The organism is Pseudomonas eucalypticola, from assembly GCF_013374995.1.
GTDB lineage: Bacteria > Pseudomonadota > Gammaproteobacteria > Pseudomonadales > Pseudomonadaceae > Aquipseudomonas > Aquipseudomonas eucalypticola.
In genome coordinates, this window is record NZ_CP056030.1 from 5,155,378 (window position 1) to 5,171,295 (window position 15,918).

A 15,918-nucleotide genomic window follows, 5' to 3' on the forward strand; every position below is an offset into this window, starting at 1 on the left:
CGTGGCCAACAAGCGTTACAGCTGCATCGGTCTGTTCAACCCCAAATCCCCTGAAAACGTCGGCTCGGTCATGCGAGCCGCCGGCTGCTATGGCGTGAATTCGGTGTTCTACACCGGCAAGCGTTACGAGCGGGCCCGGGACTTTGTCACCGACACCAAGCGCATCCACTATGACATCCCGCTGATCGGCATCGACGACCTGCAGAAGATCATCCCCCTGGGCTGCACGCCCGTGGCCGTCGAGTTGGTGGAAGGCGCGCGCCCACTGCCCGAGTACACCCACCCGGACCGTGCCATCTACATCTTCGGCCCCGAAGACGGCTCCCTGGACCAGAGCGTGCGCGACTGGTGCGAAGACACCATCTACATCCCCACCGAGGGCTGCATGAACCTGGCGGCGACGGTGAACGTTGTGCTGTATGACCGCATGGCCAAGGGCTTGAATACCCGCTCCGGGCCGAAATTCAAATAGGCCGATGGAACAGCGGCGGGGTTTGGCAGTCAGCTACTGAAGACCAAAACCCATCAGGAGTACGATCATGAGCGACAACCAGCACCTGGAAGTGTTCGACACCATCGCCCGGCGGGCCTCGTCCACCGATCACAACGTGCAAGGCTGGGAACGTGCCGGCTCGGTGGCCACCGGTATCGTCATGGTCGGCAAGGGATTGCGCCGCGGCGGCCTGTTCGGCCTGGTGCAGATCGCCATCGGCGGCGTCGCCCTGGCCCGCGGCCTGACCGGCCACAGCGCGACCAAGGCGCTGATCGCGCAAAGCCGCCAGGAGTTGGACGGCGTGCGTGCCAAGATCGAGCGGGCAGGTGAAGAGCTGAGCAAGTTGCAGGACACCGCGGTACAAGCCACCAAGACCGCTACCGTGACCGGCAACGACGAGCTGGCTTCGCCCAAGGCTTGATCCTGCTTGACCGCCCTGCGCTGCTACGCCGCTCCGTGTAGCAGCGGACCTGGCCGCGTCGAGGCAGATGCGGTGGGCCTGATACTCCGCAGCGCCCGGGACGCGGCCGGGTCCGCTGCTACGTCGGTTCGTGTAGCAGCGGACCTGGCCGCGTCGAGGCAGATACGGTGGGCCTGACACTCCGCAGCGCTCGGGACGCGGCCGGGTCCGCTGCTACGTCGGTTCGTGTAGCAGCGGACCTGGCCGCGTCGAGGCAGATACGGTAGGCCTGATACTCCGCGGCGCCAGGGACGCGGCCGGGTCCGCGGTTCGTGTAGCAGCGGACCTGGCCGCGTCGAGGCAGATGCGGTGGGCCTGACACTCCGCAGCGCTCGGGACGCGGCCGCTGATCAGCCGGCGCGGAAGATCAGGTAGTCTTCCCAGTCATCCTCGTCCACATCCTTCTCACTGAGCATGCGCCCCGACTGGGAGATGTGCTTCTTGTGCACGCGCTTGCGGTCACCACACACCAGGTGGTGCCAGCTGGGAAGGTCCTTGCGCTCGCTGACCAGCCGGTAACCGCAGGTCGGCGGCAGCCATTTGAACTGGTCGGCCTGCCCTGGGGTGAGCTGGATGCAGTCCGGGACCTTGGCCTTGCGGTTGGGGTAGTCGGTGCACTGACAGGTCTTGAGGTCCAGCAATTGGCAGGCGATGCGGGTGTAGTAGACGCTGTGATCGTCTTCATCTTCCAGTTTCTGCAAGCAGCATAACCCGCAGCCATCGCACAGCGACTCCCACTCCACCGGGGTGAGCTGGTCGAGGGTCTTGGTGCGCCAGAAGGGGTCGATATGCGTAGCCATGTTGCAGGTGTCCTGTATCGAGATGCATTTCGCCGGCAGCCGGCTGAAAAGGCCGCCAGTCTAGTGCTGTAAGGCCCGCGGGCCAAGCGCCGGCGACATCCGGTCGAACACTTCACTTGTCAGCGAGGGCCTTGGCGCAGTAGTTTCGCTGTTTTCCCTCAACTTCGTAGGAAGCGTTCATGAGTGTTAACCCGCGTATCGCCGAGCTCGGCATCCACGAGCAGTTCATCAACCGCTGGTCGCCACGCGCCTTCAGTGACGAAAACATCTCGGAAGAAACCCTGCTCAGCTTCCTTGAGGCGGCACGCTGGGCGCCTTCGGCGTACAACTCGCAGCCATGGCGCTTTCTGTTCGCCCGCCGCGGCACGCCGAACTGGGAGCGTTACCTGGGCCTGCTGAACGAGTTCAACCGCAGCTGGGCGCAGCACGCGTCGGCACTGGTGATCATCCTGTCCAAGACCACCTTCACCGCACCGGGGGCCACGGAAGAAACGCCCGCCCTGTGGCACACCTTCGACACCGGTGCCGCCTGGGGCCACCTGGCGCTGCAAGCCAGCCTGAGCGGCTGGCACACCCACGGCATGGCCGGTTTCGACAAGGCACTGGCCCGCAAGGAGCTCAAGGTGCCGGAAGGTTACGAGCTGCACGCTGCCATCGCCATCGGCAAACTCGGTGACAAGGCCAGCCTGGCCGAACACCTGCAAGCACGCGAATTGCCCAGCCCACGCCGCCCGCTGAGCGAACTGGCTGCCGAAGGCGACTTCACCCTGTAGGCCATCCCGAAGGGATGAAGCTGCAAGTGGCGTGCCCCCCACTTGCAGCGCCCCGAAGGGGCTCAGTAGCCCCGGGCGAAGTCCACTTCGCCGCGCAGTGGCTGGCCAGCGCTGTAGTTGCGCAGGTTTTCCACGAACAAACGCACCATCGCCAGGGGTGACGTGGGTGCCGAGCTGTGCCCGGTCAATAGCAGGCCCCAGGCAGTCCAGAACGGATGACGTTGGGGGAGCGGCTCCTGGCGGCAGACATCGATCACCGCGCCGGCCAGGTGACCTTGTTTCAGCGCTTCCACCAGGTCGGCATCGACCACCGCCACGCCCCGCCCGGCGTTGATGAACAAGGCATCCGGGTTGAAGCGGGCGAACAGCGCAGCGTCGTAGATATCCTGGGTCGCCGGCGTATCGGGCAGAAGGTTGATCACGTAGTCCACCTGACCCACCTTCTCCCCCAGGGCATCCAGGCCCAGCACGTCGACGAAGGGCGCCTGCTCACGCGGGCTGCTGGCAATGCCATACAGCGTCACGCCAAAGGGCAGCAGAAACTCCGCTACCCGCTGGCCGATGTCGCCGGCACCCACGATCAGCACGCGCCGCCCTTCCAGGCTGCGCCCCGGGCGGCTATCCCACTTGCGCTCCACCTGGGCTACCAGGCGCGCCAGCACCTCACGCTCGTGGCCCAGCATGTAGGTCAGCATGTACTCGGCCATCACCTGGCCAAAAATGCCCACGGCGCGGGTCAAGCGGTAGTGGCGTGGCAGGCCGGGCAACAGCAACGGCGTGATGCCCGCCCAGGTGGACTGCAACCACTGGGGCTGGTGCCCTTGGCGCAGCAGGGTACCCAGCAGGTCTGGCTGGCCCAGCCACACGGGGCAGTCGGCAGCCAGTTTCGACAGTTCGGCCGAATCCCCGCTGGTGAGAACATCTACGTCCGGCGCCGCTTCACGCAACAACTGCGCGTAAAGGGCGTAATCCTGTTCTGCGATCAGAACCCGCATGCTTGAAAAACCCTTGAAAACCCTGCCCGCCCCACGGACGACTGCCGGGTGTGACGGTCAGACCGGATCGTTGCGACGCAACAGCTCTTCGGGCAGGTGCTCGATGTACTCTTCTTCAGGCGGCGGCATCTGCAGGTGGTAACCCTGGCTGTCCAGGTTGGCCAGCACCTGGGTAATGTCTTCGCGGGCCAGGGTGCGTTCCGGGGTCAGTACCATGTCGAAGGCATGCACGGGCTTGCCAAACACGGTCAACAGGCCGTCGGGCACGCGCGCCAGGGCGTCGCTTTTGAGCACATACAGGTACATCTCGTTCTTGCGCGGGCTTTTGTAGATGGAGCAAATGCGTTTCATGGTGTCTCTCCTGCGCCTGCCAGGGCCTGGAGCAGGGCCTGGCCCATGAGCTCGCGGCGCCAGCCACGCAGTGTGTCAGGCAATTGATAGGGGCCGTCGGGGTAGCCGCTCTTGAGCAGGGCTTCGAGGGTTTTCTTGCGCAGCATCACTTCCGGGGCGATGCCCAGGCGCTCGCCTTCGGCCTGGCCGATGGCGCGCAGTTGCTTGAGCACGCCCGCCGCTTCGATCGGCAACGGCTCAGGCAGGGCTGGCGGCCATTGCTCGGGCGGCACGCTGCCGGCGTCCTTGATCAGCGTGAGCAGGAACTCGCCGTCCTGGCGCACGGTGCGCGGGTGCATGTCTTCGATCTTGGCCAGGGCACCGAGGTTGTCCGGTTGGGTACGGGCCAGGGGCCACAACGAATGCTCGCGCAGGATGCGGTTGCGCGGCAGGTCGCGGGCGCGGGCCTCGCGCTCGCGCCAGGCGCACAGCTCGCGCAGCACGGCCAGTTGCTGACGGGACAGCTTCCAGGCCAGCTTGGCCTCACGGTAGATTTCGTACGGGTCCACTTCGCGGCGCAGTTGCGCCACCAGTTCGCTGCCATCTTCCAGCACCCAGGCGTACTTGTCGTCGGACAATTGCGGGCGCAGCTTTTCGTAGACTTCAGCCAGGTGCACCGCGTCTTCGGCGGCATAGCTGACCTGGGTGTCCGACAACGGCCGCTGCAGCCAGTCGGAACGGGTCTCGCCCTTGGGCAGCTCGATGTCGAGCACGGCCTGTACCAGGCGCGAATAGCCCATGGAGAAACCCAGGTTCAGGTAGGCAGCGGCCAGCTGGGTGTCGAACAGCGGCGCCGGCAGGCTGCCGGTGAGACGCAGCAGCACTTCAAGGTCTTCGCTGCAGGCATGCACTACCTTGATCACGGCAGGGTTTTCCAGCAACTGCGCCAGTGGTTGCCACTGCTGGATGGTCAACGGGTCGATCAGCCAGGCGCCAGCGCCGTCGCCAATCTGGATCAAGCCGGCTATCGGGTAAAAGGTGTCGACCCGCATGAACTCGGTGTCGAGTGCAACGTACGGCAGACGCTGCCATTCGGCACACTGCCGGGCCAGGCTTTCGTCGTCGCGAATCCAGTGAATATCGATGGCCACAAGGCTCTCCCTCGAACAATGGCGCGCAGTATATATCGACCCCGACGGTTACTGGGCATTCCATCGACAAAGGCGATGCGGATCAAGCCTTGCGCAGCACGTAGGTCCGCCACATGGCGTAGCCCGGGACCAGGTCATGATGGTCGACAATGGCGAACCCCGCCTGGCGAAATTCGGCTTCGATCTGCGCCCGGGGTACCACGAATCGGTTGTGGCGGTCACTGCCCTGCCCGGCATCGAGGCGGCGCTGCTCCAGCCGGCGCCGACGCCAGGCGCGGAAGTTGCCGTCCACCCACAGGGAAATGATCACCGTGTCCCGGCTGACCCGGTGGAATTCGCGCAACACGCTGAGGCGTTGCGCGCTGCTGGGCACATGGTGGAACCAGCGCATGCAGAAAATGCAGTCCACCGCGTTGTTGCCCAGGCTGATGGCCTCGGCGCTGGCCTTGAGCGGGGCCACCCGGGCGGACAGCGCGGCAGGTGAGCCGCTCATGGCCAGGCTGAGCTGGTCGGGGTCATGGTCGGCGGCGAGAATGACGCGGTTGGCGTGTTCCGCCAGCACCGGCCAGAAACGACCGCTGCCACAGGGCAGGTCCAACACCAGCCCGGGCTCCCCGGCGGCATCCAGGCACTGGCGCGCCAACTGGGCTTCACGCCATTGTTGCAGGCGTCCGGCCAGGCCCGAATGGGGCGGTGCTGCAGCGTACAGTTGACCGGAACCGCGGTGCGAAGGTGGCAACGACATGAATGACGAGCGCTCGGAAAGGCCAGGGTGAGACGTCACCTTAGCGCCGTGGGAGTTAAATGCGGGTCAATCCAATGTGAAAAAAACGTCAGCAAACTCCGGGCTTTTTTCACCACGGCTCCCTCCCCCCATGCCCACCCCAGCGGTTGGCCCGGCCGGCCGATGGAATCAAGGCTATCCTCAATAGTCTCAACCTAGGCCCACAAACCCAGCAGAGGTGACGAGAATGCCGGTCAAACACAATCTGTACGAGGACTTGAAACTCACTCGCGAAGAGGTCGAAACCCGCAGGAAAAGCGATGACAGGCTCAGCAAGCTGCTGAACGACTACGACGCCATTGACGCAGATGTGCTCAAGGCCGAATCCGCCGCCGCCCCGGATGACGAGGTGAAGAAACTCAAGGAGAAACGTTTGCTGGCCAAGGACCGCATCGTGCAGCAATTGGAATACCCAGGCACCCGCGGGGCGGGGGCGGGGTTTGATCAGTAAGTGACGGGGTGGACAAGTCCGCCCCCCGACGAAAAGCCCGCAATGAAATCATTGCGGGCTTTTTCTTTCGGGGCCCCTGCAACGCGGCGTTACATCGCGGTATGGAAGATCTGCTCGATCTCGCCCTGGGTGGCGGTGCGCGGGTTGGTGAAGCCGCACGCATCCTTCATCGCATTCGCGGCCAAGGTAGGAATGTCATCCGCCTTGGCGCCCAACTCGGCCAGCCCACCGGGAATACCAATGTCGGCGGACAACGCGCGAATGGCGGCGATCGCGGCGGCGGCGCCCTTTTCATCGTCCAGCCCCTGGGTGTCGACGCCCATGGCCGTGGCAACGTCTTTCAGGCGCGCCGGGCAGACGCTGGCGTTGAAGCTTTCCACGTGGGGCAGCAGCACCGCGTTGCACACCCCATGGGGCAGGTCATAGAAACCACCCAGCTGGTGGGCCATGGCATGCACGTAGCCCAGGGAGGCGTTGTTGAAGGCCATGCCCGCCAGGAACTGCGCATAGGCCATGTTTTCCCGGGCGGTCATGTCGTCGCCCTGGGCCACGGCCGTGCGCAGGTTGGCGGCAATCAGCTGCACTGCCTTGAGTGCGCAGGCGTCGGTGATCGGCGTGGCGGCGGTGGAAACATAGGCCTCCACGGCGTGGGTCAGGGCGTCCATGCCGGTGGCCGCGGTGAGCCCCTTGGGCATCTTGGCCATCAGCGCAGGGTCGTTCACCGACAGCAGCGGCGTGACGTTGCGGTCGACGATGGCCATCTTCACGTGGCGGGTTTCATCGGTGATGATGCAGAACCGGGTCATCTCGCTGGCCGTGCCGGCCGTGGTATTGATGGCAATCAACGGCAGTTGCGGCTTGGCCGACTGGTCGACACCTTCGTACTCACTGATATGGCCGCCGTTGGTGGCGCACAGGGCGATGCCTTTGGCGCAGTCGTGGGGCGAACCACCGCCCAGGGAAATGATGAAATCGCTGCCCGACTGTTTCAGCGCGGCCAGACCGTTCTCGACGTTGCTTACGGTGGGGTTGGGCTGGGCGCCGTCGAAGAGGGTGGCATTGATGTCTTGCTCGGCCAGCAGGCCCGCCACCTTGTCGGCCACTCCGGCCTTGGCCAGGCCAGCATCGGTGACGATCAGGGCCTTGCGAAAGCCATATTTGCGAATGGCGACCACTGCTTCGTCGAGGCTGCCGATACCCATCATGTTCACGGAGGGAATGAAGAAAGTGCTGCTCATGATTGATCCTCTTTTATTGTGGGTGGCCCAGGGCCGGGCCGAGGTTGCGGTTCATCAGGCGAGCTCGTTGCTGGATCAATGCTAGGCGCGCGGGGGTGGGGGAAGAATGGTGCTTTGGGGGGGATGGAGGGGGTGCTTTGGTAGTACACCCGGCGGCAGGCCAACAGGGGGCCTGCGCTGTCGTTCAGGAGCGGGAGGCGTCCTTCTGAAGTACCTCACGGGTGAAAATCAGGAAATCGTCCATGTTCTTGAGGTTGGAGGATAGCGTTTCATCTACCCAACCGGCTTGTGCAATCAGCGCCAGTGCGCTTCATCGACCATAAACGCTTCCGTCCTTCAAGATATCCGACAACACTCCTGCCCTGGCGGCATCGAGCGCCCATTTCTCACTGACGACGAAGCACTCGAACAGCCCGGCGGCCAAGTTCTGACCCCAGAGCCGCTCTCCAGTGGTGATGACCTGAAACTGCATGATCGTACTCGCAGAGCGCAAATCGACAAGGTCGACCGCACACCCCGCCAAATCGGCAAGCTCCCCTGCCAACTCCCAGAGTGCGACAGGGTCAGCCGACGTCGGCAGCAGCACCGCAAGGTCTAGATCGCTATCGGGCCCGGCATGGCCGCTGGACTGGCTGCCAAAACAATAGATAGCCTGCAACGCTGGCAAACGCTGTTGGAGCCTTTCAATAATCTTTTCCATGTTCATGAAGCGTATCCAAGCACGTTTTGCCCGATAAGGCACGCCCCGCGCTGACGGCTGCCCGTTCGGTCTCTTCCGGACACTTACACAAGCCGCGCCGGCTGCTAGGATATCGACCATCAGAAGAACAAAGCCGGCGCTATCTTTGTAGTCTCCCGGACGGAGGAAAGATGAACGCCCAGAAAGAGCCGCCCCTCATCGAACTGCAGCGCCTGCCGCGCCAGGCCTGGCTGCGGCTGCTGGGCCAGGCACCGGCCGGCCTGTGGTTCTGGCCGATCATGCTGCTGGCCACCCTGGCGCGCCTGTACCAGCTGACGGCTTCGGCGATCTGGTGCGACGAAGGCTCCAGCCTGGTGATCAGCGCCTACCCTCCCTCGCAGATCTGGGCCCACGCCGGCCATGACGTACACCCCCCACTGTATTACCTGGTCCTACATGGCTGGATGGCCCTGTTCGGCAACGGCCTGTTTTCCATTCGGGTGATCAGCGCCCTGCCCGGCATCGTCAGTGTGGGCCTGGGGGTGTGGCTGACGCAGCTGGCAGCCGGGCGGCGCGCGGCGTTGCTGGGCGGGCTGATGCTGGCACTGTTGCCGATCGCCGTGCACTACAGCCAGGAAATTCGCATGTACCCGTTGATGGGCATGTGGCTGATGGGTGCCACCCTGGCGCTCGTCTATTGGGTAAAGCACCCGCGCCGCAACGGTTTCCTGGTGGCGTACGTGCTGCTGATGACCGCCAGTTTCTACACCCATTACTTCACCAGCCTGTGCGTGCTGGCCCATTGGGCGTACCTGGCGCTGTTGCGTGGCGGGGGCAACCGGCTGGTTCAGCGCCCGGCGTGGTGGCTGGCCAACGTGGCCATCGTGGCACTGTATGTGCCCTGGATCCCCAGCCTGGCCGACCTGGTGCAGCACGTGCCGGAACTGGCCGCCGGCAACGACGTAGGCTGGATCAGTGACGTGACCCTGGGCTCGCTGCCCTCCATGGTCTGGCAATACCTGATCCTCAGCGACGGCTTCGACCTGCCGGTGGCGTTGTTCGCTGGCCTGCCTTTGCTGCTGGGCGCTATCGTCGGGTGGGTGCTGTACAGCGATCGGCATCCCCTGCGGCTGCCGTCGCTGCTGGTGATCTACAGCACGCTGCCGTTACTGGTGATCTTCCTGATCTCGTTCAAGACACCCTTGCTGGTGGACCGCTACATGATGTTCTCGGCCATGGGCCTGCCCTTGGTGCTGGGCATCGCCGCCGACCGCCTGGCTCGTCATTCGCGCAAGCTGGCGCTGACCGCGGTGATCGCATTCGTTGCCGTGCAAGCGGTGGGGCTGCAGCGCAACTATGACGTGGACGATGACCAGTTCGACAAGATGGTGGCGTTCGTCAACCAGCGCTATCAAGCGGGCGACCGCATCGTGGTCAGCGACCTGTTCTGGTATTTCGGCTACCTGTACTACAACACCACGGGCGCCGAACCGCTGCTCTACACGCCGCCCAAGGCGGACGGCAGCAGCGGCCGTCCGACTGACTACGGCTTCGGCAACCTGGTGGATGAAGAGGCTGAGCGGATCTACGTGGATGCCCTGAACGACCTGCCCCGGGACCACCAACGGGTGTGGTTGATCAGCGGTACTGGTGACACCGACGACTTCGCCTCGATCCCCTCCCAGTGGCGCAAGGTTGACCAGACCGTGGTCGGCGACACTGAGGCACGGCTATACGAACGGCCTTGATCAGGGCAGGTAGAGCTTGAAGTAACCGCCGCCCAACGTGCCACCGTTCGCCAGTTCCACCCGCCCCACCACGCCGTTGCGCTCATGGCGCTCGGCAATGCGCGCGGCAAAATACAGGCCAAGGCCGGTGCTGCCGCTGACCGAGTTGATGCCCTGCACATAGGCCGACTGCGACTCGATCAGGGCTGGCGGGTAGCCGGGACCGTCATCGTTGATGCCCAGTACCAATTGCCCGTCCTCCTCCCACGCACTGATGTGAATGGCCCCACGGGCAAAGCGGATAGCGTTGATGATCACGTTGGCCACTACCGAGCCCACCAGCTCGCGATCGAAAAACCCCAGCGGGCACAGCACGTCCACGTCATAGCTGGCGCTGATGCCGCGGCTGCCCAGCACTTCCTGGTGCCAGGCCAACTGCGCTTCGATGAAGTCGTCCATCTCGTGGTATTCGGGGCGCAGCGGCAACTGGTTGACCCCCAGCTTGTACAGCCCCAGCAGTTGCACCATCATGCCGTTGAGGTTGGCGAATTCGTAGTCGATGACCCCACGCTCCGGGGTGTCGCGCTGGGCTTCGGGCAGGCTCTGGGACCACTTGCCGTGGGCGGTCATGACCGACGACAGGGAGTTCTTCATGTCATGCACGATGGAAGCGATGACCATGGAAAAGTCCAGGCCGCTGTTGTTTTCGCTCATGCGCCAAACGCCCTGTTCCGCAGTTTCTGATAACGCTCGAAGCGAACATCGCTTTCGGGCATGTGGCCCACGGTGCGCAGGCAGGCCCGGCATTCCTCCAGGCCCGCGCCGGTGATCGGCACGCCCTTGGCGTGCAGCAGGCCCTGGGCCAGGTTGAGGGCGATACTGATGTTCTTCGGTTGCAGCGCCAGGGCCTGGCGGAACAGTTGCTGAGCCTCGACGAAACGCCCTTCGCGGTAGGCGCGCACGCCCTGCTGGTTGTAGTCGATGGCAATCTTGTTGGACCCGAGGATAGCCGGGTCATCGGTCTGCTTGGCGATGTTCTGCATCACCTGCGGGTCGTCGCCATAGATTTCCGCGCAGCTCTTGAGCACGCCGACGCCGGCTTCGTCCTGCCCCAGGTTCTGCAGCTGCGCGGCCACCGACAAGGCGGCGTCAGCGCTGAGAAATTGGTCCATGCTCTGCAGGCGCGTGACGGCCTCCTCAGCCAGCTTGGCGGCCTCTTCCGGGTTGGAGCGCTGCAGGCTGGTGGCCTTGATCAGGCGCGTGCGCACCTGAATGCCCTGGTCGTCACCGTTGTCCTTGGCGACATCGGTCAGGGTCTGGTTCAACTCCACCCGGCTGCGTGCGTCCAGCCCCGCGTCCCCGCCCTTGCTGATCAACGCCTGGGCAAAGCCCAGGTTGGTCTCGGGGTTCTTGAATCGCGAATACTGGCCCTGGCTGACCGCCTGGCGGAACGCCCGCGAGGCGCTGTCGAAATCCTGGTTTTCCATGGCCAGCTTGCCCAGCAAGCTCTGGCGGCGCACGGCCAGGGGCGACAATTTCACCGCGTCTTCCAGCACCTGCTGGGCGCGCTTGACCTCGTTGCGCGCAACCAGCACGTCGGCCAAACCGTCGTAGAGCGCCGGCAACATGAGGAACGTCTTCAGGGCACGCTCGTACACATCCTGGGCTTCCGTGAGCTTTTTGCGCTTGAACAGCAAATTGCCCAGGGCACCGAAAGCCCACGGTGTGGGGCGATCGGCCAAAATGGTCTTGAGGAAGGCTTCCAACGGCTCATGCTGGTTCAGGTCGCGCAGGGCCTCGGCCTTGTAGCGGTGGCACAACGGCGCGTACCGGGCATCTTCCTGGGTCAGGCGCGTGCAGGCGGCCAGCACCTCCATCGGCTGGCCTTTGTCCAGGGCCTGCAGAATCGGCTTGAGCAGGGTCTTGCGCTGCACCAGCTTTTCCAGGCGCTGGGCCAGCCCGGCACGGTTGAAGGGCTTGGTCAGGTAGGCGTCGGGCTCCCATTCCAGGGCGCTCATCACCATGGCCTGGCTATTCTCGGCAGTGACCATGATGAATACGCTTTCGTGGCTGAGCAGCTTGTCGAGCATCAGGTCTTCGAGCACCTGCTGGCCGTTCTTCTTGCCATCGCCCAGGTTGAAATCGTGCAGCACGAAATCGTAGCGCTTCTGCGCGCACGCCTTCAGCGCCTGTTCACCGGTGTCCGCCGTGTCCACATCCTTCACGCCCAACTCACGCAGCATGGAGCGCACGGAGCTGCGGAAATCGGAGAAGTCGTCGACGATGAGAAACGATTTTTGGTTGTACGCCAGCATGCGCGATCCCGTTGGGGGAATGAATATGAGCCCGCGGGGGCTTTCCAATACGTGGGCTATCGGCATGGGGTGGATTTTCTAGAGGTGGTGACCTCATGAAATACGTGCCTTTGCGCCACTCTGTGGGACCATGAAGCACAGGGCTGGGTCACACCGCAAATGCCATTATTTAGCCACTAACCGCCGCATTGCGTGCGATTACCGCAAGGCCTTGATAAAAGTAGGCGAAATAGCGAGGTTGTGCCGGGCTTTCGCGGCAGGCCACGGCACGTTGCAGCGAATGTGGACCGGGCTCTGCCCGGGAGGCGTCCGCCACGCTCATCCAATTGATCGCCCATGAAAAAGGCACTCTGAACAAGTGCCTTGTCTACTGATTGCCCGCCGCTCAACTCTCCTTGCTGCAATCACGCGGCGTGATGCGCTTCTCCTCGGCGTACTTGTGGGACGAGGCCTCGATGATCGGCCGCAGCAGCGCCCGATCCGCCTGCACCCAATCGCTGATAACGTTCCACTTCTGCCCGTCCCACTGCTGGAATTTAACCGCGCCGCCGCCTTCGTGATCGGCACAGGACAGCTTCAGCGGTTGTACCAACCCCTTGGCTCCCAGCGCCGTAAGCCGTGCGTCGTCAAGGTTCAAGTGCTCGAAGCCCCAACGCACCTGCTCCCCGGTCAGCGGCTTGTCGCCAAACCTGGCCTGGGCAATGCGCAGGGCTTCGACGTTGAGGATGCCGTTTACCACACCCAGGTTGTAGTACACGGTGCCGAAACGTTTGGGATCGGCCAGATCGCCTTCGCCCTTGTCCAGCACCTCCTTCTTGATCCCTTGCAGCACTGGGAAGCCAGTCCCTGACGGGTGCGTGGTAATCGAGATGAACCCCTTGGCCGCAGCCCCCGCGGGTGCCGCGTCTTCTTCTGAATTGCTCCAGATATTGCCGATGATATGGTCAGCCGGGTAACCGACTTTCTGCGCGGTCTTGAGCGCGACTGGGTTCATCACGCCCCACCCGCGCAGTATTACCCAGTCGGGCTTGATGCGGCGGATATTCAGCCACTGGGATTGCTGTTCAGTGCCTGGGTGCGGCACTTCGAGCAAGGTCAGTTCGAAACCGTACTTACCCGCCAAGGTCTGCAGCACTTCATTGGTTTCCTTGCCGTACGGCGAGCCATGGTACAGGGTGACGATCTTCTTGCCTTTGAGCCCGTCCAGGCTGCCGGATTGCTCGGCGATCCAGTTGATGATCGCCGACACCTCGGAGTAAGGGTTCAACTGCAACGGAAACACGTAGGGGAACACGCTGCCGTCAGTGGAATCGGTGCGGCCGTGGTTGATGGTGATCAGTGGCAACCTGTCAGCGGTGGACCGTTCCAGCGTCGCATAGGCGATGCCCACCGAAAGCGGGTTGGTGGCAGCGGCCGGGGCGCCGTCCAGGCCGTTTTTCAGGCGCTCATAGCACTCCACGCCTTTCTCCACGATGTACTCGGTCTCGCATTCGCTCCAGGTCAACTTCACGCCATTGACCCCACCTTGGGCATTCACGTACTTCATGTAGTCGATAAAGCCGCCGAAGAAGCCGGTACCACCCGCGGCGTAGGGGCCGACGCGGTAACTCTGCAAGGGGAAATACTGTTCATTGGCCGCTTGCACATTCAGTGCAGCCGCGACGAGGCTCACGGTCAGCGCAAGGCGACCGAGGACGGAACGGGTCGACATCAGGGTATTCCTTATGGGTTGGGGACGCGGGCGGACGCCCGTTGTCGGAAGTTCGCTCAGTAGCGCAGCAGCCCTCGCCGTGCGCGCTCGCGAAAGCGTTTCCAGAGGCGTGCCAGCCCCTCTGGCTCTTTGATCAGGAACAGAATGATGAGCGCGCCGAACACGATCTTCTGCAGGTTCTCCAACTGCCCCGCAGCGATCAGGCCTTCAGGCAAGGCCATGGCCAGGTTGGACAACAGAATGGGGAACAACACGATAAAAGCCGCCCCCAGAAAATTCCCTAGCAGGCTGCCCAGGCCACCGATGATCACGATGAACAGAATCTGAAACGAACGGCTGAGGTCGAAACCATGGGGCTCGACGGTACCCAGGTAAGTAAATGCCCATAAGCCACCGGCCACGCCGAGGAAGAAGCCACTGATGGCGAACGCCAGCAGTTTGGTCCTCAACAGCGCGATGCCCATCACGGCCGCCGCCGTGTCCATGTCACGCACGGCCATCCAATGGCGGCCCAACTCACTGCGCACCACATTGTTGGCCAACCAGAACAAGGCGCTGACCACAGACAGGGTCAGCAGATAGCGGCCGGCGGGAGACCCCAGATCCTGCCCGGCGATGCGCAGCGGGGGCGCGGTGATCACACCTGAAGCGCTGTCGTTGGTGAACCAGTTGAACCGCGTCAATACCCATTCAACGAAGAACTGCGCCGCGAGGGTTGACACCAGCAAGTAGAACCCTTTGATCCGCAGGCTCGGCAGGCCGAACACCCAAGCTACGGCAGCCGCCGTGATACCGCCCAGCACCAGGCTCAGTAACAACGGCATGCCCGGCACGCGCACTTCGAAGTTGTAGGCCGCAAACGCGCCCACTGCCATGAAGGCAGCAGCGCCGAGCGACAACTGCCCGGCGTAGCCGGTCAGCAGGTTCAGCCCCAGGCCCGCCAGCGACAGCACCAGGAACGGAATCAGAATGGCGCTGAGCCAGTAGTCGTTGCCCAGCCAGGGAACGCCCACAAAGGCGAAGCCGAGCAGCGCCAGCCACCACAGGCGCTCGCTATTGAAAAGCCGGCGCCCTGTGGTATCGGCTGTCCGCTCCGTTTCTTGGTAAAGCATGGCAACGCTCCTCAAACACGCTCGATGGCGCGCTCACCAAAAATGCCTGCCGGCCGTACCAGCAGGAACAACAATGCCAATACATAGGGGAACCAGTTCTCGATACCACCGCCGATAATCGGGCCCACATACACCTCCGCCACTTTTTCCGACGCACCGATCACCAGCCCGCCCACGATGGCCCCGGTAATCGAGGTAAAGCCGCCAATGATCAGCACTGGCAAGGCCTTGAGCACCACCAGCGACAACGAGAACTGCACCCCCAACCGCGCCCCCCAGAGCAAGCCCGCCACCAGGCCGACGAAGCCGGCGACGGCCCACACCACCGCCCAGATCCGCGGCAATTGAATGCCGATGGCCATTGCCGCCTTGGTATCGTCTGCCACCGCGCGCAAGGCAAGGCCTATGCGGGTGCGGTTGAACAGCACCGACAACACCAGCACCAACAGTGCCGCCGTGGCTGCGGCAAACAGGTCGAACTGCGACAGCAGCAGGCCACCAATCTCCAGCGGCACATCGTCGATGCCCAGTTCCAGGCCATGCACCTGCGCCCCCCAAAACAGCTGCGCCGCCCCTTCAATGATGTAGGCAAGGCCCAAAGTGGCCATGAACAGGGTGGTGGGCGAGCGTCCGGTCAACGGCCGCAGCACCGCGCGCTCGATCGCCAGCGCCAGAACGATCATCGCCACCAGCGTGAGCAGGAACGCCAACCAGAACGGTATGCCGCGCTCCAGCAGGCTGACGAACGTCAACGCAGCGAACAGCACCATGGCGCCCTGGGCGAAATTGAATACCCCGGACGCCTTGTAGATCAGCACAAAGCCGATGGCGACCAACGCGTACATCACCCCGGCCAACAAGCCACCGATAAAGACCTCCAGAAAAAACTCCATGCCCAT

17 protein-coding genes are annotated in these 15,918 nt (G+C 63.4%); 5 read left to right on the forward strand and 12 right to left on the reverse strand.

Features of this window, described 5'->3' with window-relative positions:
- Position 1: 1 nt before the first annotated feature.
- Both HWQ56_RS22980 and HWQ56_RS22985 read left to right on the forward strand, forming a co-directional pair.
- Positions 2–472, forward strand: coding sequence for an RNA methyltransferase (locus HWQ56_RS22980; protein ID WP_027977079.1), 471 nt, complete (start codon positions 2–4; stop codon positions 470–472).
- Positions 473–539: 67 nt separating this feature from the next.
- Complete coding sequence (locus HWQ56_RS22985) at positions 540–914, forward strand: YgaP family membrane protein (RefSeq protein ID WP_176571868.1); 375 nt, start codon at positions 540–542, stop codon at positions 912–914.
- Positions 915–1,303: 389 nt separating this feature from the next.
- Here HWQ56_RS22985 and HWQ56_RS22990 read toward each other — a convergent pair whose 3' ends face one another.
- Positions 1,304–1,753, reverse strand: a complete 450-nt coding sequence (locus HWQ56_RS22990; RefSeq protein WP_158158549.1) for a YcgN family cysteine cluster protein — start codon at positions 1,751–1,753, stop codon at positions 1,304–1,306.
- Positions 1,754–1,932: 179 nt separating this feature from the next.
- Here HWQ56_RS22990 and HWQ56_RS22995 point away from each other — a divergent pair, with 179 nt between their 5' ends.
- Positions 1,933–2,526, forward strand: a complete 594-nt coding sequence (locus HWQ56_RS22995; protein WP_158158548.1) for a nitroreductase family protein — start codon at positions 1,933–1,935, stop codon at positions 2,524–2,526.
- 62 nt (positions 2,527–2,588) lie between these two features.
- On the opposite strand, the gene HWQ56_RS23000 is transcribed toward HWQ56_RS22995, so the two are convergent.
- The 4 genes from HWQ56_RS23000 to HWQ56_RS23015 all read right to left on the reverse strand — a co-directional run bounded on the left by HWQ56_RS23000 (position 2,589) and on the right by HWQ56_RS23015 (position 5,747).
- Complete coding sequence (locus tag HWQ56_RS23000) at positions 2,589–3,521, reverse strand: D-2-hydroxyacid dehydrogenase (RefSeq protein ID WP_176571869.1); 933 nt, start codon at positions 3,519–3,521, stop codon at positions 2,589–2,591.
- A 57-nt stretch (positions 3,522–3,578) separates the two neighbouring features.
- Entirely contained in the window at positions 3,579–3,872 is a 294-nt protein-coding gene (locus HWQ56_RS23005; protein ID WP_158158546.1) for a YcgL domain-containing protein, read from the reverse strand.
- Positions 3,869–5,002, reverse strand: coding sequence for a ribonuclease D (gene rnd / locus HWQ56_RS23010; protein WP_158158545.1), 1,134 nt, complete (start codon positions 5,000–5,002; stop codon positions 3,869–3,871). Before rnd ends, HWQ56_RS23005 begins: the two co-directional genes overlap by 4 nt.
- A gap of 82 nt (positions 5,003–5,084) precedes the next feature.
- Entirely contained in the window at positions 5,085–5,747 is a 663-nt protein-coding gene (locus HWQ56_RS23015; RefSeq protein WP_176571870.1) for a class I SAM-dependent methyltransferase, read from the reverse strand.
- A gap of 226 nt (positions 5,748–5,973) precedes the next feature.
- Between HWQ56_RS23015 and HWQ56_RS23020 the strand changes: the two genes are divergently transcribed.
- Positions 5,974–6,237 carry a hypothetical protein gene (locus tag HWQ56_RS23020; RefSeq protein ID WP_158158543.1) on the forward strand — a complete coding sequence of 88 codons (264 nt, stop codon included), beginning with the start codon at positions 5,974–5,976 and terminating at the stop codon, positions 6,235–6,237.
- A gap of 89 nt (positions 6,238–6,326) precedes the next feature.
- On the opposite strand, the gene yiaY is transcribed toward HWQ56_RS23020, so the two are convergent.
- Together yiaY and mntA are read right to left on the reverse strand one after the other, a co-directional pair.
- A complete protein-coding gene (gene yiaY, locus HWQ56_RS23025) occupies positions 6,327–7,475 on the reverse strand; it encodes an L-threonine dehydrogenase (protein ID WP_158158542.1) in 1,149 nt (382 codons plus the stop codon).
- Positions 7,476–7,785: 310 nt separating this feature from the next.
- The gene (mntA, locus tag HWQ56_RS23030) at positions 7,786–8,181 is read right to left on the reverse strand and encodes a type VII toxin-antitoxin system MntA family adenylyltransferase antitoxin (protein ID WP_158158590.1); all 396 of its coding nucleotides are present in this window, start codon (positions 8,179–8,181) and stop codon (positions 7,786–7,788) included.
- 164 nt (positions 8,182–8,345) lie between these two features.
- Between mntA and HWQ56_RS23035 the strand changes: the two genes are divergently transcribed.
- Positions 8,346–9,902 carry a glycosyltransferase family 39 protein gene (locus tag HWQ56_RS23035; RefSeq protein WP_176571871.1) on the forward strand — a complete coding sequence of 519 codons (1,557 nt, stop codon included), beginning with the start codon at positions 8,346–8,348 and terminating at the stop codon, positions 9,900–9,902.
- Here the strand turns inward: HWQ56_RS23035 and HWQ56_RS23040 are convergent, their stop codons facing one another.
- The 5 genes from HWQ56_RS23040 to HWQ56_RS23060 all read right to left on the reverse strand — a co-directional run bounded on the left by HWQ56_RS23040 (position 9,903) and on the right by HWQ56_RS23060 (position 15,912).
- A complete protein-coding gene (locus tag HWQ56_RS23040; protein WP_158158588.1) occupies positions 9,903–10,595 on the reverse strand; it encodes a sensor histidine kinase in 693 nt (230 codons plus the stop codon). It abuts the gene before it with no gap.
- The gene (locus HWQ56_RS23045) at positions 10,592–12,196 is read right to left on the reverse strand and encodes a response regulator (protein ID WP_176571872.1); all 1,605 of its coding nucleotides are present in this window, start codon (positions 12,194–12,196) and stop codon (positions 10,592–10,594) included. The genes HWQ56_RS23040 and HWQ56_RS23045 overlap by 4 nt, the downstream gene beginning before the upstream one ends.
- Before the next feature lie 385 nt (positions 12,197–12,581).
- Positions 12,582–13,907, reverse strand: coding sequence for an ABC transporter substrate-binding protein (locus HWQ56_RS23050; RefSeq protein WP_158158586.1), 1,326 nt, complete (start codon positions 13,905–13,907; stop codon positions 12,582–12,584).
- 56 nt (positions 13,908–13,963) lie between these two features.
- A complete protein-coding gene (locus HWQ56_RS23055) occupies positions 13,964–15,019 on the reverse strand; it encodes a branched-chain amino acid ABC transporter permease (RefSeq protein WP_158158585.1) in 1,056 nt (351 codons plus the stop codon).
- A gap of 11 nt (positions 15,020–15,030) precedes the next feature.
- Positions 15,031–15,912, reverse strand: coding sequence for a branched-chain amino acid ABC transporter permease (locus HWQ56_RS23060; protein WP_176571873.1), 882 nt, complete (start codon positions 15,910–15,912; stop codon positions 15,031–15,033).
- Positions 15,913–15,918 lie beyond the last annotated feature (6 nt).

Excerpts from the sequence above, each read along its gene's own strand:
- HWQ56_RS22985 (WP_176571868.1), top strand. The coding sequence starts at position 540 with ATGAGCGACAACCAGCACCTGGAAGTGTTCGACACCATCGCCCGGCGG.
- HWQ56_RS22990 (WP_158158549.1), bottom strand. The coding sequence starts at position 1,753 with ATGGCTACGCATATCGACCCCTTCTGGCGCACCAAGACCCTCGACCAG.
- HWQ56_RS22995 (WP_158158548.1), top strand. The coding sequence starts at position 1,933 with ATGAGTGTTAACCCGCGTATCGCCGAGCTCGGCATCCACGAGCAGTTC.
- HWQ56_RS23000 (WP_176571869.1), bottom strand. The coding sequence starts at position 3,521 with ATGCGGGTTCTGATCGCAGAACAGGATTACGCCCTTTACGCGCAGTTG.
- HWQ56_RS23005 (WP_158158546.1), bottom strand. The coding sequence starts at position 3,872 with ATGAAACGCATTTGCTCCATCTACAAAAGCCCGCGCAAGAACGAGATG.
- HWQ56_RS23015 (WP_176571870.1), bottom strand. The coding sequence starts at position 5,747 with ATGTCGTTGCCACCTTCGCACCGCGGTTCCGGTCAACTGTACGCTGCA.
- HWQ56_RS23020 (WP_158158543.1), top strand. The coding sequence starts at position 5,974 with ATGCCGGTCAAACACAATCTGTACGAGGACTTGAAACTCACTCGCGAA.
- yiaY (WP_158158542.1), bottom strand. The coding sequence starts at position 7,475 with ATGAGCAGCACTTTCTTCATTCCCTCCGTGAACATGATGGGTATCGGC.
- mntA (WP_158158590.1), bottom strand. The coding sequence starts at position 8,181 with ATGAACATGGAAAAGATTATTGAAAGGCTCCAACAGCGTTTGCCAGCG.
- HWQ56_RS23035 (WP_176571871.1), top strand. The coding sequence starts at position 8,346 with ATGAACGCCCAGAAAGAGCCGCCCCTCATCGAACTGCAGCGCCTGCCG.
- HWQ56_RS23040 (WP_158158588.1), bottom strand. The coding sequence starts at position 10,595 with ATGAGCGAAAACAACAGCGGCCTGGACTTTTCCATGGTCATCGCTTCC.
- HWQ56_RS23045 (WP_176571872.1), bottom strand. The coding sequence starts at position 12,196 with ATGCTGGCGTACAACCAAAAATCGTTTCTCATCGTCGACGACTTCTCC.
- HWQ56_RS23050 (WP_158158586.1), bottom strand. The coding sequence starts at position 13,907 with ATGTCGACCCGTTCCGTCCTCGGTCGCCTTGCGCTGACCGTGAGCCTC.
- HWQ56_RS23055 (WP_158158585.1), bottom strand. The coding sequence starts at position 15,019 with ATGCTTTACCAAGAAACGGAGCGGACAGCCGATACCACAGGGCGCCGG.
- HWQ56_RS23060 (WP_176571873.1), bottom strand. The coding sequence starts at position 15,912 with ATGGAGTTTTTTCTGGAGGTCTTTATCGGTGGCTTGTTGGCCGGGGTG.